The sequence below is a fragment of the Nocardia sp. NPDC127526 genome (assembly GCF_042672265.1).
Lineage (GTDB): Bacteria > Actinomycetota > Actinomycetes > Mycobacteriales > Mycobacteriaceae > Nocardia.
In genome coordinates this window covers 206,187-229,592 of the sequence record NZ_JBHXVO010000004.1, presented here as the reverse complement: position 1 = coordinate 229,592, position 23,406 = coordinate 206,187, and the positions used below count along the sequence as shown (strand labels likewise).

The following is a 23,406-nucleotide window of genomic DNA, read 5'->3' as shown; positions in this document are numbered from 1 at the left end:
CTCATGGCCGTCTTCAAGGATCATTCCGGCCGCAGCGCCGGGGCTTGGGCGCTGCGTGCCCGCGGCGTGGTGATCGCCATTGTGATCACGGCGGTGACCGTGGTGCTGACCGGTTATGCGCGAGGCAATTTCGCGGATCGCTTCGAGCTGACCGTCGAAGCCGCAACCCTCGGTGAGGGTCTCGCGCCCGGCGCCGAGGTGAAGTTCCGCGGGTATGCCATCGGCACCGTCCGCGAGGTGGTGACCGTCGGTTACGGGCGCCAGCGCATCGAGGTGGAGATCGACCGCAAGCAGGCGGGCGCGCTCACCGAGGACGTCACCGCCCGGTTCACCTCGTCGAACGTATTCGGTTCCAGCGCCATCGAATTGGTGGACGGGGACGGCGGCGGGCCGCTGCGCGAACATGCCGTGCTGCAGATCGGCGAGAACGCCACCAATGCCACCGTCGCCGGGGTGTTCCGGCGCGCGGCCCGGCTCACCAAGGTGCTCGACTCCGAGACCATGCGCCGGCTCATCGATCTGATGCTCGACAATGCCGAGAGCATGGGCCCGGTCCTGAAGTCCTTCTTCGAGACCGCCCGCACCCTGGCCGACGGCCAGCGCGCGCCGCTGTCGCACTACCTCGAGATCGGCGCGGATATGACCGGCGCCTTCGCCGACATCACTCCGTCGGCGGGCCGCGCCATTCTGGCGGTGCTCGAACAGAGCGCCTACTTCGGCGATCCGGTCAACCGCGCCCGCACCAACAAGGCCACCGACGGCGTGGATCAGGCTGTGCTGAAGGGCATTGCGGATCTGCTGGGGCGGCACAATCCGGATCTGGACAAGATCATCGGCGGCATTCTGGACCTGGCCGTTCCCATCGCGGTGTCGCTGGGCACCGTGACCCCGGCCTACAACCGCATCCCGAATCTGCTGCACGCCATCGACGGCGCCTTCCCGGTGGTGGACGGCCGGGTGCAGCTGCAACTCGAACTGATCGTGAAAACCATGCCGTATCTGGCCGATTCGCTGGCGCCCGCGCCGGCTGACCCGGGAGGCGACCGATGAACGACGTCGCCAAGTCCTCGGTCAAACTCGTTGTCTTCCTGCTCATCGTCTCGGCCTGCTCGGTCTTCATCGTGACGGCGCTGCGCACCCCGGTGCCCGGCGACAAGGTGACCTACGATGCCGTGTTCACCGATGTGTCGGGCCTGTTCACCGGTGATTCGGTGCGCATGTCCGGCGTGGCGGTGGGCAAGGTGGAGGCGGTGACCCTCGACGGCGCCCAGGCGCGGGTGAAGTTCACCGTGGACGCCGACCGGCCCGTGTACGAGAACACCAAGGCCGCGGTGCGGTATCAGAACCTCATCGGCCAGCGCTATGTGGAGCTGCTCACCGAGGGGCAGGGGGCGGCGAAACTGGTTCCGGGAGCGACGATCCCGGTGCAGCGGACCATTCCCAGCTTCGATGTGTCCAAGCTCTTCAACGGCTTCAAGCCCATGTTCGAGACCCTGGATCCCGCGCAGCTCAACCAGTTCGGCGAGAACATCCTGCGGGTGATCCAGGGCGACGGCTCGGGCATCGGTCCCGTGCTGGCGGATCTGGAGACGCTCACCAGGACCGCGCGCAACAGCGAGGCCGTGATCGTGCTGCTCATCCAGAATCTGGGCCTGGTGTCGGAGGAGATCGGCGGCAAGTCGCAGGCGGTCGGGCAGCTGGTGGACCAGCTCGGCGGCATTCTGAGCCAGTTCTCGAGCCGGACCCAGACCATGCTCGAGGCGATCGACAACGCCAATCGCACGCTGAAGCCGCTCATTCCGATCGTGGAGGAGGGCCGCGACGCCTACGACGTGGCCTACGGTCCGGTGGACGGCCTGCTGCGCCGCCTGGTGCCCGCCACCGATCAGCTGACCCAAATCCTCGCGCTCGCACCGCAGCTGGTGACCGGGCTCAATCAGTCCGTGCCGGGCGAGGGTGTACAGCCGCGTATTTCGTGTTCGAACGGGGAGGCGGCGCTACCGGCGGTAGCGGGCGTCATTCTCGACAGCCAGGACCTGGTGGTGTGCAAATGAGATCACTGGTGCGGTACATCGGCGAGCTGATCCGGGACGTGATCGCCGGGCGTGGCGATCAGCCCACCCAATTGCGCTGGGGCATCGCGGGTGTCGCGGTCTGCGCGGTGCTGCTGACCACGGCGGCCGCGCTGTACGTGGTGCCCATCGGCCAGCAGACCTATGTGGCCGACTTCCGGGTCTCCGGCGGCGCGCGGCCGGGGGACGAGGTCCGCGTGGCCGGTATCAATGTCGGCAAGGTCCGCTCGGTGGAGCTGGCGGGCGATCACGTCGAGGTCGCCTTCACGGTGAATCGTGATGTGCGCGTGGGTGATCGGGCGGCGGTAGAGGTCAAGATGCTGACCCCCATCGGCGGTCACTACCTGTCGCTGGATCCGGCGGGGGACAAGGCGCTGGGCGACCGGCACATTCCGCCCGAGCGCACCACGACCCCGTTCGAGCTCAGCGACATCCTCGACAAGGGCACGCCGATCTTCAGTCAGGTGGACGCCGCCACCATGCGCTCCACCATCGGCGAGCTCAACTCGGCGTTGACTCAGGAACCGAACGCACTGCGCAGTGTGATCACCAATGCCAATGAGCTCACCGGCCTGCTGGCGCAGCGCACCGATCAGCTGAACACCACCCTGCAGATCTCGGACGAATACATTGCCGCCATCGCCACCGACAAGGCGATTCTGGCCAATTTCGTCCGCCAGCTCGGCACGGTCGCCGATTCGCTCGGCAATCGCAAGGACGATGTGGTCAGCGTGTTCAACCTGGTGAAACGGCTGCTGCTGATCCTGCACCGCCCGATCATGGCCTACGGCGATTCCATCGAACCGACCGTGACCGAATTCGAGGAGCTGTTCTCGAAGGTCTTCGCCGACCCGAGCCGGCTCGACACCGTGATCGCGGGCCTGCGCGATGTGATCGCCAGACTGAACGGCCTGCTCGGGGTCCAAGTGGCGGCGAATGAGCCCGCCGCGGGCATCCAGGTGTGCATTCCCTACGAAGGCAAGGCGTGCTGAATGAATTGGGGTAGAACAGCACTCGCCGCCGGCACCGCCGTCGTGGTGGTGGCCGGTGTGGCCGGGGTGACGTGGGCGAACAGTTCGGTGCGCGAGACGAAACAGAGCGTGTGCGCCGAATTCACCGACAGCGTCGGCCTGTACGAGGGCAATAGCGTGACCATGCTCGGTGTCGAGATCGGCACCGTGTCGAAGATCGAGGCGCTGGGCAATCGCATGCGCGTCACCATGGAGATCGGCGACGAGGTGCGACTGCCCGCCGATATTCAGGCGGTCACCATGTCGAGCTCCATTGTGACCGACCGCCATGTGGAATTGACCAAGCCGTATACCGGCGGCGCGGAATACGATACCGCGCAGTGCATTCCGCTGGAGCGCACCAAGACGCCGATCGGCATCAGCGAAGCGCTGGACGCCATGGGCACGCTGGCCGGGGATCTGACCGGCGGGCAACCGGGCGACACCCTGCTCGACCAGACCCTCACCGCCGCGGACCGGGCCATCGACGGCACCGGGCCGCAGTGGAATCAGCTGTTGCAGCGGTTGTCCGCGGTGGTCGGCGATCCGGCGCAGAAGGATGTGGTCTTCCGTCGGCTGGTGGACAATCTGGACGAGCTCACCACCATGTTCATAACCAACTGGCCGGATATGGCGGCGGTGCTGGACAATCTGCGCGCGGGCTTGCAGCTGATCGGCGAGTTCTCCGCCGAATTCGCCTCCGCCGTGGATATCGCCGTGGAATTCCTGCCGGTGCTGGCCCGCAATGTGGGCAAATACGATCAGCAGGTCTACGCGCTGCTGGATCTGTATCTGCCGCAGCTGAACGACCTGCTGGAGCGGAACCAGGGATCCATTACCGATCTGCTGTCCCAGCTGCCGCCGCTGGCCGCGAACCTGCCGCAGGCGGGTGCCCGATGAAGCGCGCACTCGTCAAGCTGGTTCCGGCGCTGACCGCCGCTACGCTGGTGCTGAGCGGCTGCGGACTCAAGGCCACCGATATTCCGATTCCGGGCACCTACATCAGCGGCGAAACCTATTCCATCCGCATCGAATTCGGCTCCGTGCTGAATCTGCCGGACAAGGCGAAGGTGATCGCCGAGGGCGTGGAGATCGGCATGCTCGAGCGCATCGATCTCATCGGCGGTACCGCCGTCGCCACGGTGAAGCTGAAGAGCGATGCCAAGCTGCCCCGCACGACCACCGCGGAATTGCGGCAGAGCACCATCCTGGGCGATATCCACATCGCCCTGGAAGCGCCCAAGAACGGCGCCACCGACTTCCTCGTGAACGGTGACGTCATTCCGGTGCAGCAGACCATTCCGGCCACCAATGTCGAGGACATCCTGCGGGCGCTGTCGAATATCATCACCGGCGGCCGGTGGTCGGATCTGCAACAGCTCGTCGCGGATGTGAACGCCGCATTCCCGTCCGATCCGGCGGAGCTGGACCGGATCAATGCGGCCGGACGTGCCGCCCTCGACGATATGGCGAGTCACACAGCGGAATTGGACCGGATCCTGATTTCCGCGCAACGGATCACCGGCAAGCTGGAGTCCGGCCGGGCCGCGGTGGACGACATCCTGACCTTCGGGCCCGATCGCGCGGCCGGTCTGTCGGATGTGCTGCTCAATGTGGTCAAGCTGATCATCACCGGCGGCGGGCTGGCCCGCAATGCGGGGGAGCTGCTGCTGCCCTATGCCGGCGACTTCCGGTCCATCGTGTCGATTCTGGCGCCCACCGCGCTGACCATCGCCTACTCCGACATCACGCTCGGGGCCAACCTCGAGACCTTTCACACCCTGTTGCGGGAGAAGCTGATTCCGTTCCTCAATAACCCGGATGTGCGGGTACAGCGGGTCTCCGCGGACGTGCAGGCCGATCAGCTCGTCACCACGCTGCGTTCCATCGGGATGGTGCCATGAAACTCTCCTTCTCCGGCCCGGTGTCCATGGCGCTGCTGGCCGTGCTGACGCTGATCTGCGGCAGCTATATGGCCGTCGGCGTGCTCAATATCGACCCGCGGCGCGAAACAAACACCGTCACCGTGCTTTTGAACAGCTCCGGCGGTCTCATGAAGACCTCCGAAGTGACCCTGCGCGGGCTGCCGATCGGCAAGGTGCGCGATATCAGCGCCACCGCCAAGGGTTTGGCGGTGAAGATCGAATACGACTCGAAGTACCGGATTCCGGTCGACGCCCCGGTGCAGATCGCCAATCTCTCGGCGGCGGGGGAGCAGTTCCTCGACTTCCGGCCCGAGACCAGCGCGGGTCCGTACCTGCACGACGGCAGTATCGTGCCGCCGCGGCAGGTCCGCACCGCCACCACGGTCGGCGACGCGCTGGCCAAGATGGACGCCCTCACCGCGCAATTGGATCCGGCGCGGCTGGAGCATCTGGCCACCACCGTGGCCGCCGGCTTCGAGGGTCGCGACGCCGATGTCGCCAATCTGACCAAGGCGCTCATCAGTACCGCGAACCTGTTGCGGGACAAGCGCGATGCCATCGCCCGCCTGTATTCGAACGTGCAGACCCTCGGCGACCGGTTCGACGGCCGCGCGCCGACCATCAGCGCGGCGGCCGGGGATATCGACACCGGACTGCCGGAGCTGCTGCACATCATTGCCGCATTCCAGAACTACTCGATTGTGGGCGAGCACATCTGGGACGATCCGCTGGGTCCGCTGGTCGCCAAGATCGACGGATATCTCTCCCTGCTCGGCCCGGATCTCGGGCATATCGCGACCGTATTGAAGCCCGCGACCAGCGCGGTCAAACCACTGCGTGTGGACGCCGGATCGATCGTCGATCTGCTGTCCACGGTATTCCCCGGCGATGGCGCCGCCCATGTCGGTATCGACGTTCCCCGGTAGGAGAAAAGCATCATGAGTGAGAACGACAAGACCCCTGACGACGCCGAGACCACCGCGGAGGCGGTGTCGCCGGCCAAGCCCGCCGCGGACGCGAAGGCCGAGGAGGCGAAGCCCGAAGAGGCGAAAGCCGCTCCGGTCGTGGATGAACGGGATGCGCAGCCCGGCAAGCGATCCGGGATTCCATTGCTGCCGCTGGCTGCCGCGGCGGCGGCGATCCTGGCCGTCGTCTCCGTCGTCCTCGGCATTCTCTGGCACGGCGCGTCCGGTGATCTCGAAGCGCTGAAATCCGCTCAGGCCGACCGTGACCGGGCCGCCGAGGTGGCGCGCGACTACACCCTGCGCTCGCTCACCTACGACTACCAGAATCTGCCCGCCTTCTTCGACGGCGTGCAGCGCGGCACCTCCGACGCCCTGGCCAACCGTTACAACGAGGTGCACGACACCCTGGCCAAGATCATGACCGAGGCCCAGGTCGTGGCCACCGGCGAGGTCGTCGGCACCTCGGTGGAGTCCCAGGGCAACGACCAGTACGCGGTCACGGTCTACGCCACCCAGCGCACCCAGAACATTCAGCAGCAGGAGCCGGCCACCGTGCCCAACCTGCTGGTGGTCACGGTGGCCAAGAGCGGCGGCGACTGGGTGGTCGTCGACTACGGCCCCAAGGACGCCGCCACCAAGGACGGGGCCGCGAAATAGCCTCCCGCACAGGCCGGCCGCCGCAGCACGAGCTTCCGCTGCGGCGGCGCCGGCAAATCATCGAAGCCGCCTACGAGGTGTTCACCGCCCAGGGCTACGAGGCCACCGCCATCTCCGCGGTGGCCGCGCGCGCCGGGATCGGGCAGGGCACCGTCTATCGCTACTTCGGCAGCAAACGCGAAATCCTGGACCACGTCATCGATTTCGGTATAGAGAAGGTCATGGCCTCCGTGCAGCTGCCCGAATTGCTCGGCACCGCGACCAGTGTCGCCGAACTCACCGACGCGGTCCGGTCGGCGGCCGACCGCGTCTACGACCTCGTCGAACGCGAACCGCAACTGCTGCGCCTGCTGCTGGTCGAAGCCGGGGCGATCGATCCCGAACTGGCGCAACGGCTCCTGGGCCTGGAAGCCATTACCGCCGCCCTGGTCGCCGCCGAACTCACCCGCGGCGTGGACGCGGGCTGGATCCGCCCCGACCTGGACACCGGCGTGCTCTCGCACGCCATCGTCATGATGGTCGGCCCCGGCCTGCTCCGGCAGTTGCACGGCGTGAGCGACCCGCACGAACGCCGCCGCACCACCGCCACCCTCCTGCACCTGCTGGAGAAGGCCCTGCGCCTGCCGAGCGTCGCCTCGTGACCGACACCGCCCGCAGCACCCGCCGCGCCGCCCGCCTGGAACAACGCCGCGCCGATCTCATCGCCGCCGCCTACGGCCTGGTCATGACCCGCGGGTTCCGCACCATCAGCGTCGACGACATAGCCACCGCCGCCGGCGTCAGCCACGGCACCTTCTACAACTATTTCGACAACAAGCGCGACATCCTCGACGCCGTCATCGACCATTGCTTCGACCGCATCCGCGACAGCCTGCTCGGCCCCGAAGGCGACGACGTCCCCGCCACCCTGGCCGCTTTCTCCGCCCGTTACGCCCGCGTCATAGACCGCTGCTTCGACCTCGCCACCACAGAACCCGGTCTGGTCAATTTCCTTCTGCTGGAAGCCGCTTCGATAGACGACGCCGTCATAGACCGGTGCCTCCGCAATGCCCGCCGCTATGGCATGCAAGCCGTGGACCAGGTCCGCCAAAGCCTCCGCTACGGCTTCCTCGACCCCAACCTTGACGTCGACACGGCCGGCGAATTCCTCCTCTCCATCCTCGTCTCGGCCCTCTTCTCCGCCCTCCGCGACGGCGCCGACGGCCTGACCCGCGACCGCGTCCGCACGCAACTGACCGACTTCCTCACCTCGGCCCTGGGCACCGAACCCGCCGCGTAGCCGCTAGTGCACGGAGAAGCCGCCGTCGACGAAGAGGGATTGGCCGGTGATGTAGGCGGCGGCCGGACTGGCGAGAAAGACTGCGGCGCCGGCGAAGTCGTCGGCCTGGCCGTTGCGGCCGATGAGGGTGCGGGCGGCGAGTGCGGCGACCATGTCCGGATCGGCGGACATTCGAGCATTCAGCGGCGTGGGCACGAACCCGGGCACCAGCGTGTTGCAGGTGACGCCGTAGGGTGACCAGGCCTCGGCTTGGGAGCGGGCCAGGGATTCCAATGCGCCCTTGGAGACGCCATAGGCGCCGCTGTTGGCGAAGGCTCGGTGGGCCTGCTGGGAGGTGATGTGGATGATGCGGCCGTAGCCGCGTTCCGCCATCTCCGGGCCGAAGGACTGCCCGAGGAGGAAGGGCGCGACCAGGTTGACGGCCATGGTCGTGTCCCAGACCTCCGGCAGGGCTGCGACGGGTGGGCGGAGATTGACGCCGGCGCAGTTCACCAGGATGTCGGGGGCCTGGCCGAACACGTCCGGAGTCTCGTCGGCGACGTCGGCTACCTCGTTGCGGTCGGCGAGATCTGCGCTGAGCCAACGAACTCGGCAGCCCTCGGCGCGGAGGTCTCGGGCCGTTTCGGTGAGCCGGTGCTTGTCGCGAGCCACGATGACGACTTGCGCGCCCGCGCGGGCGAGAGCGGTGGCGATGGCCTTGCCGATTCCGGAGCTGCCGCCGGTTACCAGGGCGACCCTGCCTTCCAGGGAGAACAGGCTCGAAAGATAGTCGTGAGCGGTCACCGGCGAAACTCTATGCTGTCGAGGCAACCCATGATGAGGTCGGTCTACGCGGTGGATCCGTCGCCCCGGGCGTGTACACCCCCGAAGCCTTGCTCGACCCGTCCTACACCGTCGACCGCATGGTTGCCGCCGGCGCCCGCTTCACCGAGGCAGGATAGGAGGGCGAAGCACACGCGCACTCGATGACCGGCGACAGCAGGGAGGAACCGTGCGGCAGATAGCGCATCAACGGTCGATGCGGGCGTGGCACGTCATGACGCCCGGCGCGATCGACACCGCGCCGATGGCGTTGGGGCACACCGCCGTTCCCGAACCCGGCGCGGGGGAGCTGCTGGTCCGCGTGCTGGCGTGCGGGGTGTGCCGGACGGATCTGCATGTGGCGGAAGGGGATCTGCCGGTCCATCGGGCGGGTGTGGTGCCCGGGCACGAGGTGGTCGGGGAGGTCGTGGCGGTCGGCGCGGCAGCGGATGGCGAGTTCGCGCCGGGGGATCGGGTCGGGATCGCGTGGTTGCGCCACACCTGCGGGGAGTGCCGATTCTGTCTGCACGGCGCGGAGAACCTGTGCCCGCGATCGCTGTACACGGGGTGGGACGCCGACGGCGGCTATGCCGAATTCGCCACGGTGCCCGCGGATTACGCGCTCCCACTACCCGCCGGGTACGCGGATATCGAGCTGGCTCCACTGCTGTGCGCGGGCATCATCGGATACCGGGCACTGCGGCGGACCGGGCTGCCCGAGGGCGGGCGGCTGGGGATCTACGGATTCGGCGGCAGCGCGCACATCGCGGCACAGGTGGCGCTGGCCGAGGGCGCGGAAGTGCATGTGATGACCCGGGATCCGCAGGCGCGGGCGCTGGCGGCCGAGCTGGGGGCGGCGTCGGTACAGGGGGCGGCGGACCGCCCGCCGGTGGCCTTGGACGCGGCGATTCTGTTCGCACCCGTGGGCGAGTTGGTGCCGCCCGCACTGGAGGCCCTGGACCGGGGCGGGATCCTGTCCATCGCCGGAATTCACCTGAGCGATATCCCGGTGCTGAACTATCAGCGGCACCTGTTCCAGGAGCGGGAGATTCGCTCGGTCACCGCCAATACCCGCGGTGATGCGCGGGAGTTCCTGGCGATCGCGGGCAGGCATCGGATCGAGGTGACGGTGCACCCGTATCCGCTCGATACCGCCGACCGGGCGCTGTCGGATCTCTCCCACGGGCGGTTCGCGGGCGCCGCGGTGCTGGTGCCGTAATCCCTTTCAGCTCTTCCTTTTCGGCTGCGCTCGCATATGCGCGCGTTCGCCCTGTTTGCCGAAGAGGCTGAGGAACTCGACCGGCTCGTTGTCGGCCGCGCCGAACCAGTGCGGAATATGAGTGTCGAACTCTGCGGCTTCCCCCGGCACGAGGATGAAATCGTGCTCGCCGAGCACGACCCGCAGCCGGCCGTTGAGCACGTACATCCACTCGTAGCCCTCGTGCACCTTCAGATCCGGTTCCTGGCGCTTGGTCTGCGCCGGAATGATCATCTTGTAGGCCTGGATGCCGCCCGCCCGCCGGGTCAGCGGCAGCATGGTCATGTGGCCGTGCTTGATCGGCCGCAGATGCACGCGCGGATCGCCGGTGAGCGGCGCGTCGACCAGCTCGTCGAGGGTCACCCCGTGCGCGCGGGCCAGCGGCAGCAGTTGTTCCAGGGTCGGGCGGCGGGCCCCGGATTCCAGGCGCGACAGCGTGCTCACCGAGATGCCGGTCGCCTCCGACAGATCGGCGAGGGTGGTCTGCCGCTGCTTGCGCAGGGCGCGCAGCCGCGGGCCGACCGCATCGAGGGTCCGGTCGATGTTCTCCATGCCGCCAGTTTGCCAGATCGGCAAAGAACATTGCCAGGCCGACCGGTTTCCCGGCATGGTCGTATCCGAAGGAGGTGGTCTTGATGACCTTTGAGTTGCAGGGCGACTACGACGTGGTGATCGTCGGCGGCGGCGCCGCCGGATTGAACGGGGCGCTCATGCTCGCCCGATCCAGGCGCTCGGTGGTGGTGATCGACGCGGGCGCGCCGCGCAATGCCCCGGCCGAGGGCGTGCACGGGCTGCTCGGCCGGGAAGGCATGCCTCCGGCGGAACTGCTCGAACGCGGGCGGGCCGAGGTGCGGCAGTACGGCGGGCACGTGGTGACGGGCGAGGTCGTGGCGGCGACGCGCGACGAAAACGCGGACGGGATACCGGAATTCACGGTGGCGCTGGCCGACGGCCGGCCCGTGCGGGCGCGGCGGCTGCTGGTGGCGACCGGCGTGGTCGACGAGCTGCCCGAGATTCCCGGACTGCGGGAACGCTGGGGCCGCGATGTGCTGCACTGCCCGTACTGCCACGGCTGGGAGGTCCGCGACCGGGCGATCGGGGTGATCGCCGCGAGCCCGATGGCCGTGCACCAGGCGCTGCTGTTCCGGCAGCTGAGCGACGATGTCGTGCTCTTCACCCACACCACCGAACCGCCGACCGGCGAACAGGCCGAGCAGCTGGCCGCGCGCGGCATCCGCGTGGTGCCCGGCGAGGTGACCGGCCTCGAGGTCGAGAACGATCGGCTCACGGGTGTGCGGCTGGCCGACGGCACGGTGGTGCGCCGGGAGGCGGTGGCCACCCAGACCCGCATGGTCGCCCGCGCCGGACTGCTGGCCGCGCTCGGGTTGTATCCGTCCGAACACGCCAGCGGCATGGGCGAATACATTCCCGTCGATGCCATGGGCCGCACCGAGGTGCCCGGCGTGTGGGCGGCCGGGAATGTCACCGATATCGCAGCCCAGGTCGGAAACGTCGCCGCCGCGGGCGCATTCGCGGCGGCGCAGATCAATGCCGACCTGGTCGCGGAGGACACCCGGATAGCCGTTGCCGCACAGCGGGTCCCGGCTATTTGATCAAGGTGAACTGCATGACGTCGAGGTGGCCGGCGCGGAAGTAGTGCGCGCAACCGGTGAGGTACTTCATGTACCGCTGATAGACCTCCTCGGACGTGAGGCGGACGGCCTCCGCGTGATGCCGTTCGAGGGCGCGGGCCCAGTGGTCGAGGGTCTGCGCGTAGTGCGGTTGCAGGGAGTGGATGCGCTGGAGATGGAATCCGGCCTGGGCGGCGTGGGTGGTCACCAGCTGCGGCTGGGGCAGCTGCCCGCCGGGGAAGATCTCCCGCTTGATGAAGATGTGGAACAGCGCGTCCGCGCGGGTGACGGCGATATTCCGGGCACGCAGCTCGGCCAGCGTATGGCCGATGATGGTGTGCAGCAGCATGCGACCGTCGCTGGGCAGCATGTCGTAACAGCGCTTGAAGAACTCGGCATAGCGCTGCTTGCGGAAGTGCTCGAAGGCGCCGATGCTGACGATCCGGTCCGCCTCGCCGTGGTATTCCTCCCAGCCCTGCAACCGCACCTCGGCCACCTCGGCCAGCCCGAGCCGCCGGATGCGTTCGCGCGCATGGTCGTACTGATTGCGGCTCAGCGTCAGCCCGACCACGCGCGCGCCGCGTTCCTGGGCGGCGCGGATCATGGTTGCGCCCCAACCGCATCCGATATCGAGCACCGTCATGCCCGGCTGCAGCCGGAGCTTGCCGAGGGCGAGATCGATCTTGGCCTGTTGCGCCTGCTCGAGAGTCATCCCCGGATGCGTGAAATACGCGCAGCTGTAGGTCATGGAGGGGTCGAGGAACAGCGCGTAGAACTCGTCGGACAGGTCGTAGTGGGATTGCACCTGCTGGTAGAAGGGCGCGAGGTCGGCCATGCGGCACGCTCCTGGATGTCGAGGGGTACCAGGACATACGCGGCACGGCGCGCAATCGTTCTAGATCCATGACACACCGGCGACACGCCGAGTCTTTCACTCCGAGTTTCCGATTCGTGCCCGGTGCGACCGGTCCGACTGCTTTCCTGAAGGTAATTCAGCATCGTTGCAGCAAACGTTATTCGGAGGTTGGGGAACACCCATGCACCGCACGGGTCACGAAGAGGTTCGCAACGGTCGGCCGTGGCTGTGGACGGCCCTGGCAGGAGTGGTAGTCATAGGCGCGGTGAGCTGGGTGATGCGGCCGGAGCCGGTGGCCTGCCGCAGCGAGCCGGACACCACCACGGTGGTCACCCTTCCGGCGCCCGCCGCCAGTTCGGTTACTCCGCAGCAGCTTCCAACGACGGCGGCGCCCGCGGTCGAACACCGCGAGGCGCGCTTCTACGCCTTCACCCCCGGCGTGGCCTGCTCGCTGCCGGATCTGCCGCTGGACGGCTACTACATCGGCGTCCCGACCGAGGAATACGACGGTTCCGCGGCCTGCGGCACCTACGTCGACATCGACGGCCCGCTGGGCAGCGTGCGCGCCATGATCGTGGACCGCTGCCCCGGATGCGGCCCCAATCAATACGATCTGAGCCGGGCGGCCTTCGAGGAGGTCGCCCACCTGTCCGAGGGTGTGGTGCCCATCCGGATCACCAAGGTGCGCGACCCCAATCCCGCCCCGGAGCTGTTCTATCGCGTGCAGCCGGGCTCCTCCCCGGACTGGCTGGGAGTTTTGTTCTCCGGCAATGGAAATCCCCTGCGGCAGATCTCGCTGCGACCCGAGGCCGGCGGCGAGTGGATCCCCCTGCGCCGCGGCTACGACAACTACTGGTCGGTCTCCGGCGCCGGTCCCGGCCCGTTCGCGGCCCTGGTGACCGATGTCTACGGTCACGAGGTCCTCGTGGGCGGCCTGACCCTGGACGGCGGTGACGTGCGTTTCACCGGTATCCGCCTGTACCCGATTCCGGAGCCCACCCTGCCCGAACCGGCGCCCACCACTCCGCCGGTCATGGTCGTCACCACCGTGATTCCGGGCGCCCGCCACTGCGATTCGTGACCCGCCCTCCGTATGCGCCGATGTGACCCGGCTATGGCATCATCGAGTGAAACGTGTTCCAATTCGCCCGCTGGGGGCGGTGCGCCGGGAGGCCTTCGATGACGAACCGCAGTGTGCAGCTGTCCACGGACCCACCGTACGGCCCGCCCCGGCGCGGGCGGCGGCTGTCGCAGCGGATATCCAGGTTGACCGAGGTGCCGACCGGTTCGATGGTCGAGCTGCCGGGGCGGGGCAGTACCTATGTGGTGGATCTGCCGGGACCGGCCGCGGATGCGCCGACCGTGGTGCTGCTGCACGGGATGGTCACCACCGCCATGCTGAACTGGTTCCCGTCCTTGAAGGAACTCAATGAGCGGTACCGGGTGGTGCTGTTCGATCAGCGCTGGCACGGTCGCGGAATTCGATCCGAGCGATTCGATCTCGACGATCTGGCCGACGATGTGATCGCGCTGGCCGATGTGCTCGGGGTCGAGAAGCCGATTCTGGTGGGCTATTCCATGGGCGGCATCATCGCCCAGTTGACCGCGCACCGGCATCCGGACCGGGTGGGCGGACTCGTCCTGTGCGCCACCACCTATCGCTTCCAGGAGAAGTGGCGGGAGCGGGCCTTCCATCGGGCCTGGGGCGCGGTCGCGGCCTCGATGTCGGAGACCGCCTATCGGCGGGCGGTGCTGCGCTGGTCGAAACTGCCGGTGCTGCCGGAGTCCTCGTGGCCGGTCGGGCGGATGGATCGCTGGGCCATGGGGGAGATGCGCAGCCTGAGCGGCTGGGCGCTGACGCAGGCGCTGGCGGTGATCGGGCGGTTCGATTCCTCGGAATGGCTCGCGACGCTGAAAGTGCCCGCGGCCGTGGTGATCACGACGCGCGATCGGGCGCTGCCGGTGTATCGGCAATTGGAGATGGCGAAAATGATTCCGGGAGCGGAGATCTTCCTGGCGCGGGCCGGTCACGCGGCCTGCGCACTCGAGGCGGACGTCTTTGTCCCGGTGCTCCTCGAGGCCTGTCGGTCGGTGGTCAGCTCCGCTCGCGGGTGACAATAGGATGATCGAGAGTCAACTTCTCGGCTGTGAAAGGCCGAGCTTGCAGCTCTTACCCGCGCCTGGCTGGCGTGGGCTCGGCCGCGTCATCGGCAGCGTGACTCACTGCCCAGCCCACGACACCGCGCGCGGCGATATTGCGGGCTGCATTCACATCGGCGTGTTCAGCGAAACCGCACGACGTGCACCTAAACGTGGCCTGGTTCGGCCGGTTACTCTTCGCGGTATGGCCGCATCCAGAGCATTGCTGGGAGGTGTAGCGAGGGTCGGCAAATACAACAGGAACCCCGACACGTTTCGCTTTGTAGGTGATGTAGGTACCGAGTTGGGCGAAACTCCAAGAGTGGAGCGTGACCCGCTGGGGCTTACGTAGCCGTGCCCTTCCGCGAATACCGCCCAGATCTTCCAGGGCGATACCGCGACAGGTGCGTTGAGCCTCGGTCACGATCCTCTTGGCGATGCAGTGGTTCGTATCGGCCGCGAAGCGCGCTTCACGGCCGGAGATCCTACGCAACCGTCGTTTCGATGATTTCGTTCCTTTCCGTTGGAGTCGGCGGCGTACACGCCGGGAGCGGTTGCGGACCTGGTTGACATGCTTGGCCGTATGGATGACACCGTCGCTGGTGGTGGCGATGTTGGCGATGCCCAGATCCACGCCGAGGAACCCGCCGGTCGGGGCGATCGACTCGGGCTCAGGGACCTCGCAGGTTGCCAGCAGGTACCAGTTCCCGCCCCGGTAGACGAGGTCGGATTCGCCGTGCCGGTATTCGGCGAGTGTTTTTGCTTGTGCCGGCGAGCAGGCGAAGGCAACGTCCTTGGCGCGGCCGCTGACAGTCCAGATGGATACGGTGTGAGCGTCGAGCTGCCACGACAAGCAGCGATCGTCGAATGGTTGCGCTGCGTCCCTGCGAAACTGGATCGGTTTGGCCTCAACACGTTCGCGCCGTTTCGATCCAGCCGGACCGTAGTTCCCAGCTGCCAGGTTTGCGCGCAATGTTGCGTAGGCCCCGGCGGTCTTGCGAATGCAGTGCAGGGCAGGTTGAGCTGACAGCCCGAGCTCCTTGACTGCGGTATAGGTGAGTCGTTGCAGAGATTGCTTTCCGGTAGTGCCGGTGGTGAACGCGACCCGGGAAACGTGGTTCGCGGCGCGGTTGCACAGCGCCAACGTCGCCCTCAGCGCGGCTGAGGTCGCCACGTCCGGGAGCAGCTTGACCTGCACTGTCAGCTTCACCCGATCACCCTTACACGGGCGGCATTGCGATCGCAGCGGAATTCCCAAGACACGCAGGGAAACACGCGATCTCGGCCTGCTTCGTCCTGCGTTGGTCTCCGATCGCATTAGAATTACGTCGGGCTCCGACACCTCCCGTATGCCGGACCGTTGCCTCAAAGTAGCTTGTAGATAACAAGTTTGAATGGGATACGGTTGGGAATCAAACAGGTATCGCTCCAGTAGAATTCGTTGCCGCCCCCTGACGGTCTCCCTACCTTGGGTCACATGGCCCGCTGATTTGTCACTTGTCACTGACAAGAGTCACCGGGCCTCTCACAACGGCGTGAGAGGGTGAGGACAATGGGCGACCGGAAGGTGTTGCTGTCTGTAAATTGGCGTATAGCTTGGGTATTCGCCGCCTTGCTACTGGCGGTGAGCGTGTTCGTTCCGCAACCCACGGCCCGCGCGGACTGGTGTGCCGACGTGGATGTGATAGCGGTGCGGGGCACGGGCGAACCCGGATGGCTCGGCGATGTGGTCGGCAATCCGCTGTACGGCATGCTGCAGGATCGGTTGCCCGTCTCGACCAGTGCGTACCCCGTCGCGTATCCGGCGGATCACAGCTTCAACCTCGGCGCCGGGACCCAGGATCTGGTGGGGCACATGAGCTATCAGGCCGGCGCCTGCCCGGATCAGCGCTTCGTTCTGGTCGGCTACTCCCAAGGCGCGGCGGTCATTCACGCGGCGCTGGGGACCGGGACCGTGAGCTGGTATCCGGGACGCGTGCAGATGCCGGGTGACCTCGGCTGGCGGATCTCCTCGGTGCTGCTGTTCGGCGATCCCATGCGGGCCGCGGGGGCGGGCGTGCCGGGCGAATACGCGTGGCGGACCGGAAACTGGTGCACCGGAGGGGATCCGGTGTGCGGCGCGGGCGTGAACGCGGCCTCGCATGTGGCCTACGGCGACAGCTTCGTCGCGGCGGCGAACTTCGCGGCCGATCGGCTCTGAGAATCGGGGAGGGGCGGGGCCCCAACGAAGCGGGAACTGTCAGAGGCTCGTACCACTGAAGCCCGAATGCTCATATGGCCGCGGCCCCAACAGAATCCGGTCCCGGCGGGAGATTCCCGCCGGGACCGGATCGTTTGTGCGCGCGGTGCTACCAGTGCAGGCCGGGGATCTTGTTGGCGATGCGCGCGGCCGGGGTGGGCAGGCCCATGAGCGGCTGCACGATCGGGGCCAGGGCCAGCAGCGGGCTGCGGGACGCCGAGCCGGTGGCGGTTACGGCCGTGGCGGTTTCGGGCTCCGAGCCGGCGCCGGTCTCGGCCGGGGCGGGCGCTGCCTTGACGGCCGCCTTGGACTCACCGAACATGCGGAAACCCTGGTGCAGGATGGCGCGTTTCACCGACGGCATGACCGTATCCACGAACTGGGCGAAGGTGCCGATCGGGGTGTCGATGCGGCTGGGGCGGTGTTCCAGTGCGCGCACGACGATCTCGGCGGCCTGCTCGGGAGTGTGCACCGGGATGGACTTGTACAGATCGGTGGGGGCGATCATGGGGGTCCGGACCAGGGGCATGCGCACCGAGGTGAACGTGATTCCGGCGTCGGCGTTCTCGACCGCGGCGATCTCGCTGAAGTTGTCCAGCGCCGACTTGCTGGCCACGTAGGCCGCGAAGCGCGGGACCTTGGTCTGCACGGCGATCGAGGAGATGTTCACGAAGTGGCCGAAGCGGCGTTCGCGCATCGACGGCAGCAGGGCCAGGATCATGCGCACCGCGCCGAAGTAGTTGACGGCCATGGTGCGCTCGAAATCGTGCATGCGGTCGGTGGAATTGAGCACCGAGCGGCGGATGGAGCGACCGGCATTGTTGACCACGTAGTCGACATGATCGTGGTCGGCCAGCACCTGCTTGACGAGCAGCTCGACCGACTTCTCATCGGTGATGTCGCACGTGTACGCCTGGGCGGCGCCGCTTTCCGCACGGACCTGGGCGGCGGCGGCCTCCAGATCCTCGCGGGTGCGGGCCACCATGAGCACGGTCGCGCCGCGGCGGGCGACGGCATGCGCGGTGGCCAGGCCGATACCGGAGGAGGCGCCGGTGACCAGGACGATGCGGCCCTCGAGCGGCTCGCCCTCGATGCGGCGGGCGCGGTCCGGGTCCAGGTTGGCGTGCCAGTAGTTCCACAGGGTCGCGGCATAGGTCTCGAAGGCCGGGACCTCGATGCCGGCGCCGCGCAGCTGGGCCTGGGTGAAATCGGAGGCGAACTCCGATTCGAAGGCGGTGTGCGGGGCGACCTCGGCGGGAATGCCCATGCGCTCCAACAGGAAATCGCGCACGCCGGTGACACCCGGGATGCCGCCGAGGATATTGAGGGCGGTGTGGCTGCCGGGCACGGTGCCGAAACCGGCGGGCGCGCCCGCGGCGCGGGCCAGTGCCGCGTAGACCTCCGCGAAGGGCTGCGGCTTCGGGTTGGTGAGGTGGAAGGTGCGCCCGATCAGGCCCGGCTTGTTGATGAGCTCGACCATGGCGGCCGAGACGTAGTCGACCGGAACGATATTGGTGGCGCCCAGATCCGGCATGGGGACCGGCAGCTCCGAGGGGAGCGCGGCCAGGCCGGCGATGGCGGGGAAGAAGTAGTACGGACCGTCGATCTTGTCCATCTCGCCGGTGCGGGAATCGCCGACCACGATGGCCGGGCGGTACACCCGCCAGCGCAGGTCCTTGCTCTCGCGGACCAGCTTCTCGGCCTCGAACTTGGTGCGGTGATAGGGCGATTCCAGGTTCTGGCCCAGATCGAAGTCGTCCTCGAAGAACTTGCCCTTGTGATCGCCGGCCACGGCCACCGAGGACACGTGGTGCAGCACGGCGCCCAGCTCGCGCGCCAGTTCGACGACCGCGCGGGTGCCCTGCACATTGGCGGCGTAGGTGCTGTCCTCGTCGGCGGTCATGTCGTAGACCGCGCCGAGGTGGATGACGTGATCGGCGCGCGGCGCCTCGTCGTGCAGCCCCAGTCCGGGCGCGGTGAGATCGCCGACCATGGGGAAGACGCGATCCGGGGCGCCCCAGCCCTCGGCCATCTCCCGCAGTTTGGCGACCGACGCCTCGCGGACCAGTGCGTGCACGATTGCGGTCTTGTCGCGGTTCAGCAGCCCGGCGACCACGCGCCGCCCGAGAAAACCGGTTCCGCCCGTGACGATGTAGGAAACCATCGTCCCCTCCTTTTTTGCGAACCTGTTGGTGCCCAACATTGTTCGTCCGACATGCGTCGGTGGATGCGGACGGTGATTGTGCGGCCCCCTATCAGAATGTCGGGCCGAGGTAGGAACACCTTCGTGCCTAACTGGTGAGTAACTTTACGTGTCGCCGATTGCGGCTTCAACCGAGAGCGGGCCGGTGGGCATGTGTGAATGGTCACCATCGAGCTACCCGAGTTTTTGTGTGTAACAACAGGTTTGGTGTAACCGCCCGCAGCACTTGGCAACTGGCCAGCTACTGGACAAGTGACCGATAGCTGAGGGTCGCCGGTGACTGGCGAATCGCCACGCCGAGCGGTGAAACTGCTGGTGACAGCCCCTGCGGGCGAAATCTGAGGTTATGGTGTTCCAGTCTTGTCGGCGCCGGTACCGCGGGAGGGAGTCGTTGCCCGAACAGCTGAACCTTCCGATGACCGGTGTGCGCACCCGCGCCGAATTCGAAGCCCTGCCACGCGTCCCGCGCGGCTGGGCCTGGGAACTACGATCCGGCCGATTGGAGCTCACCCTCATGCCCGTCACGTTCTGGTACTCCCGGATCGTGTTCCACGTCCTGGAATTCTGGCGTGGTCTCGGCTACGAGGTCGCCGGCGACCAATACGTCGCCGACACCGGCTTCGCCCGCGGCGATCCCGGCCACCACAACTTCGTCGCCGACGGCGTGGTCTTCCGCCCCGACCACCGCCCCGCCAAACACAGCACCACCCACGCCCCCGCCCACCTGCACGCCGTCATCGAAGCCGTGTGGCAGGACGCCCAGGTCCGCGAAGCCATCGACAAACTCCGCGTCTACGCCGCCCTCGGCATTCCCCACCTCTGGATAGTCCGCGGCGACACCGCCTCCGAAGACCTCGACGGCTTCGTCAGCATGTACGAGCTGACCGGCACGGACTACAAGCTCACCGGCAGCCGCCTGGTCTCGGAACTCCTCACCGCCTGATCGATCAGGATCCCGCCGCGGCGCCATGCAGAGTCCCTATCCCCGTCCGATCGCGGCCTGATTCCGCGCGCGGGGCCACACTGGAGGAATGGATCCTGTCGTCGCTCTGCGTCAGATCGCGTTCTACAAGGACCGGGCCCGCGAGGATTCCCGGCGGGTGATGGCCTATCGCAATGCCGCCGACATTGTCGAGCGGCTCGACGATGCGCAGCGGGAGCAGCTGGGAAAGTCCAACGGCTGGCAGTCGCTGCCCGGCATCGGGCCGAAGACCGCCGCCGTGATCGCGCAGGCATGGGCCGGCCGCGAGCCCGACACCCTGGTCGAATTGCGGGCCGCGGCCAAGGATCTGGGTGGCGGGGAATTGCGCGCGGCACTCAAGGGCGACCTGCACGTGCACTCGAACTGGTCCGACGGCTCGGCCTCCATCGCCGAGATGATGGGTACCGCGCAGGCCCTGGGTCACGAATACTGCGCCCTCACCGATCACTCCCCGCGCCTGACAGTAGCCAACGGCCTGTCACCCGAACGCCTGCGCGAGCAACTCGACGTCATCGACCACCTCCGCGACCGGTTCGCCCCTATGCGCATTCTCACCGGCATCGAAGTCGACATCCTCGACGACGGCTCCCTCGACCAGGAACCCGAACTCCTCGACCGCCTCGACATCGTCGTAGCCAGCGTCCACTCCAAACTCAAAATGGAATCGGCCGCCATGACCCGGCGAATGGTGCGCGCCGTCTCCAGCGGCCGAGCCGACATCCTCGGCCACTGCACCGGCCGCCTGGTGGAAGGCGCCCGCGGCCTCCGCCCCGAATCCACCTTCGACGCCGAAGCAGTCTTCACCGCCTGCCGCGACCACGGCACCGCCGTCGAAATCAACTCCCGCCCGGAACGCCGCGACCCACCCACCCGCCTCCTGCGACTAGCCCTCGAAATCGGCTGCGACTTCTCCATCGACACCGACGCCCACGCCCCCGGCCAACTCGACTTCCTCGCCTACGGCGCCCAACGCGCCCTGGACAACGCCGTACCCCCCGACCGCATCATCAACACCTGGCCGGTAGACAAACTGCTGGCCTGGGCATCTTCTTAGACCGCTCTGCGCCGCATCGGAATCGAGCCGGAGATTCCGCGCTCGCCATGGCGACCCGACTAGTCGCCGACGAACACCAAGTAGCTGCCGGGCGTCGTGGCGCAGGCGGTCAGGAAGGCGGCGAGATCGCGAACCGCGTCGATACGGGCGTCGTCGGCGCAGCGGCGCAGCAGATCCGGGATCTCCCGGAGTGCAGCCTCGGCCTCTTGCTCATTGAAGACGGTGTCGTTGTACGGGTCGACCATCCACAGCTTGCCGGAGGTGTTGGAAGGAAGTTCCTCGATCACCTGAGCCAGCGCGGCGCCGTGCTCGTGGGATTCGCGGACCAGGGTCGGCTTGCGTTTCGAGCGTCGGCCGGGCCACTGCGGGCGAGCGCTGTGCAACTGGAGATCGATGCCCATGGCATCTGGAACTTTACGTGGGGTCGTTCGGGCTGCCGGATCCCGTGCGGGCTCTGGCTGCGGTGCAGGCGATTTCGCGGCGTCGCCGGGATCCTGTCATGTCGGTGGACGCACTTCTCGAACTGTTGATCACCCGATACGGCATGGATGCGGCGGTCGAGTTGATGCTCGGCGCTTGATGTCAGGGGGTGGGGAGGGTGTAGGTTTCGGCGGCGTTGGTGCGGTAGAAGAAGTCGGCTTCCTGGTCGGTGGCGTCGGAGGTGACCAGGTGGTCGATGGTGGTGAGGAGGGTGGGGTAGGGGCCGGCGAGGGTGTCTATGGGCATGTTGGAGGCGAACATGAGGCGGCGCCAGCCCCAGAGGTTGACGGCGGATTCGAGCCAGTAGGAGAGGGTGGGCCAGGTCAGGTCGGGGGCGATCATGCCGAGGCCGGAGAGTTTGCAGAGCCATTGGGTTTCTTTGGCGGCCAGGGAGAGGGCGTTGTGCCAAGTCGATCGGCTGTCGGGGTCGGTGTCTTGGGGGAGGCCGAGGTGTTCGAGGACTACGCGGAGGGTGGGGTAGCCGGCCAGGAAGTCGATCCAGTCGAGCATGTTGCCGGGGTGGGCTACCAGGTCGAAGACGAGGTCGCGGTCTTGGAGCCAGCTCGCTATCGCATCGGCGGCGGGGGTGTTGGGGGAGAGGCCCTGGTAGACGCGGATGCCGCGGAAGGCGGGGGAGTGGGACTGTTCTTCCAAGTGGGACAACAGGGTTGGGGTGGGGAGGGTGGGATCGACCGTGGCGATGACCGCCATGGGGATGTCTATGGTGGATGCCAGGGTGTCGATCCAGCGGGTTTCGGATAGGTAGGCGTGGGGAGCGGTGGCGGCGGAGACGTGGACCAGGCCCGCGATGTTCGTATCGCCTGCGGCGCGGAGGTAGTCGGGGAGGAGGAAGTTGTGGGCGATCTCCGGTTTGCCTGCGGCGGTGACGAATTCGTGCAGGCGGGGGGCGTACCAGGGGTGGGTGGCGGTGTCCCACAGGTGGAGGTGAGCGTCGATGACGGGGGTGGTGGGCATGGGCGGTTCCTTAGTGCATGGTTATGCCGCCGCTGACGCTGATCAGCTGGCCGGTGAGGTAGCTGGCTTCGGGGCTTGCGAGCCAGGCGATCAGGGAGGCGACTTCGTCGGGGCGGCCCAGGCGTTTCAGGGGGATCGCCTGTTGGAGGGCGGCCAGTTTGCCTTGATGGGATGCCATGGTGCGGGTGACCATGCGGCCCTCGATGGGGCCGGGGCAGACGACATTGACGGTGACTGCGTCGCGGGCCACCTCGCGGGCCAGGGATTTCGCGAAACCGAACAAGCCCGATTTCGAGGCGGCGTAGGCGGCTTCGCCCGCGGCGCCCGCGCGGGCCCCGTCGGAGGAGACGAAAACTATTCGGGCGGAGGCGGATTCGCGCAGCGCCGGGAGGAGGCGCTGGGTCAGCAGCATGGGGCCGCGGAGGTTGACCTGGTGCATGAGGTCCCAGTGGGCGACCGCGCTGGTTTCGAAGGGCTCCACGATGGCCGCGCCCGCACAGTGGACGAGGGCGGAGATCCGGCCTCGGGCTGCCGTCGCCGCCGCTTCGAGACTTGCCGAATCGGTGAGATCCAGTTGCAGGGCAGTGGCTTTCGGGCCGAGTTCGGCGGCCAGCGTTCCCGCCGCCTCCGTGTCGATGTCGGCGATGAGCACGGGGCGACCCGCGGCGATCAGGCGGCGCGCCACCGCGCTGCCGATATCGCCCGCGCCGCCGGTGACGAGCGCGCCGGTCGCGACGTCGCTGCCGCCCGCGCTGCCGGTGACGAGCGCGCCGGTCGCGGCATCGCCGCCGCTCGCACCGGCGGTCCTGAGCGCGTCGGTCGCGCTGCCGGATTCAGCCACTGATCACCCACTCGTTCATGGATCGCTTCCGCAATCCAT

At 67.4% G+C, this 23,406-nt stretch carries 25 protein-coding genes; 17 read left to right on the top strand and 8 right to left on the bottom strand.

Going from position 1 to position 23,406, the window contains the following annotated elements; translation table 11 throughout:
* The first annotated feature begins 3 nt into the window (after window positions 1-3).
* From ACFVIV_RS09880 to ACFVIV_RS09840, 9 genes are read left to right on the top strand one after another with little or no spacing between them, the layout of a single operon-like run.
* Window positions 4-1,050: an MlaD family protein gene (locus ACFVIV_RS09880; protein ID WP_379194483.1), complete on the top strand. Its 1,047-nt coding sequence runs from the start codon at window positions 4-6 to the stop codon at window positions 1,048-1,050.
* Window positions 1,047-2,054 carry an MlaD family protein gene (locus ACFVIV_RS09875; RefSeq protein ID WP_379194481.1) on the top strand — a complete coding sequence of 336 codons (1,008 nt, stop codon included), beginning with the start codon at window positions 1,047-1,049 and terminating at the stop codon, window positions 2,052-2,054. Before ACFVIV_RS09880 ends, ACFVIV_RS09875 begins: the two co-directional genes overlap by 4 nt.
* Window positions 2,051-3,064, top strand: coding sequence for an MlaD family protein (locus ACFVIV_RS09870; RefSeq protein WP_379194479.1), 1,014 nt, complete (start codon window positions 2,051-2,053; stop codon window positions 3,062-3,064). Before ACFVIV_RS09875 ends, ACFVIV_RS09870 begins: the two co-directional genes overlap by 4 nt.
* Entirely contained in the window at window positions 3,065-3,982 is a 918-nt protein-coding gene (locus ACFVIV_RS09865) for an MCE family protein (RefSeq protein WP_379194477.1), read from the top strand.
* Window positions 3,979-4,986, top strand: coding sequence for an MlaD family protein (locus ACFVIV_RS09860; protein ID WP_379194476.1), 1,008 nt, complete (start codon window positions 3,979-3,981; stop codon window positions 4,984-4,986). The genes ACFVIV_RS09865 and ACFVIV_RS09860 overlap by 4 nt, the downstream gene beginning before the upstream one ends.
* The gene (locus tag ACFVIV_RS09855; protein ID WP_379194474.1) at window positions 4,983-5,933 is read left to right on the top strand and encodes an MlaD family protein; all 951 of its coding nucleotides are present in this window, start codon (window positions 4,983-4,985) and stop codon (window positions 5,931-5,933) included. Before ACFVIV_RS09860 ends, ACFVIV_RS09855 begins: the two co-directional genes overlap by 4 nt.
* Before the next feature lie 12 nt (window positions 5,934-5,945).
* Entirely contained in the window at window positions 5,946-6,629 is a 684-nt protein-coding gene (locus tag ACFVIV_RS09850; RefSeq protein WP_379194472.1) for a hypothetical protein, read from the top strand.
* Complete coding sequence (locus tag ACFVIV_RS09845; RefSeq protein WP_379194943.1) at window positions 6,569-7,270, top strand: TetR/AcrR family transcriptional regulator; 702 nt, start codon at window positions 6,569-6,571, stop codon at window positions 7,268-7,270. Before ACFVIV_RS09850 ends, ACFVIV_RS09845 begins: the two co-directional genes overlap by 61 nt.
* Entirely contained in the window at window positions 7,267-7,908 is a 642-nt protein-coding gene (locus tag ACFVIV_RS09840) for a TetR/AcrR family transcriptional regulator (RefSeq protein ID WP_379194470.1), read from the top strand. Before ACFVIV_RS09845 ends, ACFVIV_RS09840 begins: the two co-directional genes overlap by 4 nt.
* 3 nt (window positions 7,909-7,911) lie before the next feature.
* Here ACFVIV_RS09840 and ACFVIV_RS09835 read toward each other — a convergent pair whose 3' ends face one another.
* Window positions 7,912-8,691 carry an SDR family NAD(P)-dependent oxidoreductase gene (locus ACFVIV_RS09835; protein WP_379194468.1) on the bottom strand — a complete coding sequence of 260 codons (780 nt, stop codon included), beginning with the start codon at window positions 8,689-8,691 and terminating at the stop codon, window positions 7,912-7,914.
* Between the two features lie 235 nt (window positions 8,692-8,926).
* Here ACFVIV_RS09835 and ACFVIV_RS09830 point away from each other — a divergent pair, with 235 nt between their 5' ends.
* Window positions 8,927-9,928, top strand: coding sequence for a zinc-binding alcohol dehydrogenase family protein (locus ACFVIV_RS09830; RefSeq protein WP_379194941.1), 1,002 nt, complete (start codon window positions 8,927-8,929; stop codon window positions 9,926-9,928).
* Between the two features lie 6 nt (window positions 9,929-9,934).
* Here the strand turns inward: ACFVIV_RS09830 and ACFVIV_RS09825 are convergent, their stop codons facing one another.
* Window positions 9,935-10,519, bottom strand: a complete 585-nt coding sequence (locus ACFVIV_RS09825; RefSeq protein WP_379194466.1) for a helix-turn-helix domain-containing protein — start codon at window positions 10,517-10,519, stop codon at window positions 9,935-9,937.
* Between the two features lie 83 nt (window positions 10,520-10,602).
* Here ACFVIV_RS09825 and ACFVIV_RS09820 point away from each other — a divergent pair, with 83 nt between their 5' ends.
* Window positions 10,603-11,580: an NAD(P)/FAD-dependent oxidoreductase gene (locus tag ACFVIV_RS09820; RefSeq protein ID WP_379194464.1), complete on the top strand. Its 978-nt coding sequence runs from the start codon at window positions 10,603-10,605 to the stop codon at window positions 11,578-11,580.
* Here the strand turns inward: ACFVIV_RS09820 and ACFVIV_RS09815 are convergent.
* Entirely contained in the window at window positions 11,573-12,433 is an 861-nt protein-coding gene (locus ACFVIV_RS09815; protein ID WP_379194462.1) for a cyclopropane mycolic acid synthase family methyltransferase, read from the bottom strand. The two genes, ACFVIV_RS09820 and ACFVIV_RS09815, sit on opposite strands and share 8 nt — an antisense overlap.
* 202 nt (window positions 12,434-12,635) lie before the next feature.
* Between ACFVIV_RS09815 and ACFVIV_RS09810 the strand changes: the two genes are divergently transcribed.
* Both ACFVIV_RS09810 and ACFVIV_RS09805 read left to right on the top strand, forming a co-directional pair.
* Complete coding sequence (locus tag ACFVIV_RS09810) at window positions 12,636-13,535, top strand: expansin EXLX1 family cellulose-binding protein (protein WP_379194460.1); 900 nt, start codon at window positions 12,636-12,638, stop codon at window positions 13,533-13,535.
* 98 nt (window positions 13,536-13,633) lie between these two features.
* The gene (locus tag ACFVIV_RS09805; protein WP_379194458.1) at window positions 13,634-14,569 is read left to right on the top strand and encodes an alpha/beta fold hydrolase; all 936 of its coding nucleotides are present in this window, start codon (window positions 13,634-13,636) and stop codon (window positions 14,567-14,569) included.
* A gap of 55 nt (window positions 14,570-14,624) precedes the next feature.
* Here the strand turns inward: ACFVIV_RS09805 and ACFVIV_RS09800 are convergent, their stop codons facing one another.
* Window positions 14,625-15,803 carry an RNA-guided endonuclease InsQ/TnpB family protein gene (locus ACFVIV_RS09800; protein ID WP_379194456.1) on the bottom strand — a complete coding sequence of 393 codons (1,179 nt, stop codon included), beginning with the start codon at window positions 15,801-15,803 and terminating at the stop codon, window positions 14,625-14,627.
* A gap of 342 nt (window positions 15,804-16,145) precedes the next feature.
* Here ACFVIV_RS09800 and ACFVIV_RS09795 point away from each other — a divergent pair, with 342 nt between their 5' ends.
* A complete protein-coding gene (locus tag ACFVIV_RS09795; RefSeq protein WP_379194454.1) occupies window positions 16,146-16,793 on the top strand; it encodes a cutinase family protein in 648 nt (215 codons plus the stop codon).
* A gap of 148 nt (window positions 16,794-16,941) precedes the next feature.
* Here ACFVIV_RS09795 and ACFVIV_RS09790 read toward each other — a convergent pair whose 3' ends face one another.
* On the bottom strand, window positions 16,942-18,996 hold the full coding sequence (locus tag ACFVIV_RS09790) for an SDR family oxidoreductase (protein ID WP_379194452.1): 2,055 nt from the start codon (window positions 18,994-18,996) through the stop codon (window positions 16,942-16,944).
* Window positions 18,997-19,426: 430 nt separating this feature from the next.
* On the opposite strand from ACFVIV_RS09790, the gene ACFVIV_RS09785 reads away from it, so the two are divergent.
* Together ACFVIV_RS09785 and ACFVIV_RS09780 are read left to right on the top strand one after the other, a co-directional pair.
* Window positions 19,427-19,978, top strand: a complete 552-nt coding sequence (locus tag ACFVIV_RS09785) for a Uma2 family endonuclease (RefSeq protein WP_379194450.1) — start codon at window positions 19,427-19,429, stop codon at window positions 19,976-19,978.
* An 88-nt stretch (window positions 19,979-20,066) separates the two neighbouring features.
* Entirely contained in the window at window positions 20,067-21,071 is a 1,005-nt protein-coding gene (locus tag ACFVIV_RS09780) for a PHP domain-containing protein (RefSeq protein ID WP_379194449.1), read from the top strand.
* A 59-nt stretch (window positions 21,072-21,130) separates the two neighbouring features.
* On the opposite strand, the gene ACFVIV_RS09775 is transcribed toward ACFVIV_RS09780, so the two are convergent.
* Window positions 21,131-21,472, bottom strand: coding sequence for a hypothetical protein (locus ACFVIV_RS09775; protein ID WP_379194447.1), 342 nt, complete (start codon window positions 21,470-21,472; stop codon window positions 21,131-21,133).
* A 17-nt stretch (window positions 21,473-21,489) separates the two neighbouring features.
* Between ACFVIV_RS09775 and ACFVIV_RS09770 the strand changes: the two genes are divergently transcribed.
* The gene (locus ACFVIV_RS09770) at window positions 21,490-21,651 is read left to right on the top strand and encodes a hypothetical protein (protein WP_379194445.1); all 162 of its coding nucleotides are present in this window, start codon (window positions 21,490-21,492) and stop codon (window positions 21,649-21,651) included.
* A 2-nt stretch (window positions 21,652-21,653) separates the two neighbouring features.
* Here ACFVIV_RS09770 and ACFVIV_RS09765 read toward each other — a convergent pair whose 3' ends face one another.
* Both ACFVIV_RS09765 and ACFVIV_RS09760 read right to left on the bottom strand, forming a co-directional pair.
* Window positions 21,654-22,526, bottom strand: a complete 873-nt coding sequence (locus ACFVIV_RS09765) for an amidohydrolase family protein (RefSeq protein WP_379194443.1) — start codon at window positions 22,524-22,526, stop codon at window positions 21,654-21,656.
* A 10-nt stretch (window positions 22,527-22,536) separates the two neighbouring features.
* Window positions 22,537-23,367 carry an SDR family NAD(P)-dependent oxidoreductase gene (locus tag ACFVIV_RS09760; protein ID WP_379194441.1) on the bottom strand — a complete coding sequence of 277 codons (831 nt, stop codon included), beginning with the start codon at window positions 23,365-23,367 and terminating at the stop codon, window positions 22,537-22,539.
* Window positions 23,368-23,406 lie beyond the last annotated feature (39 nt).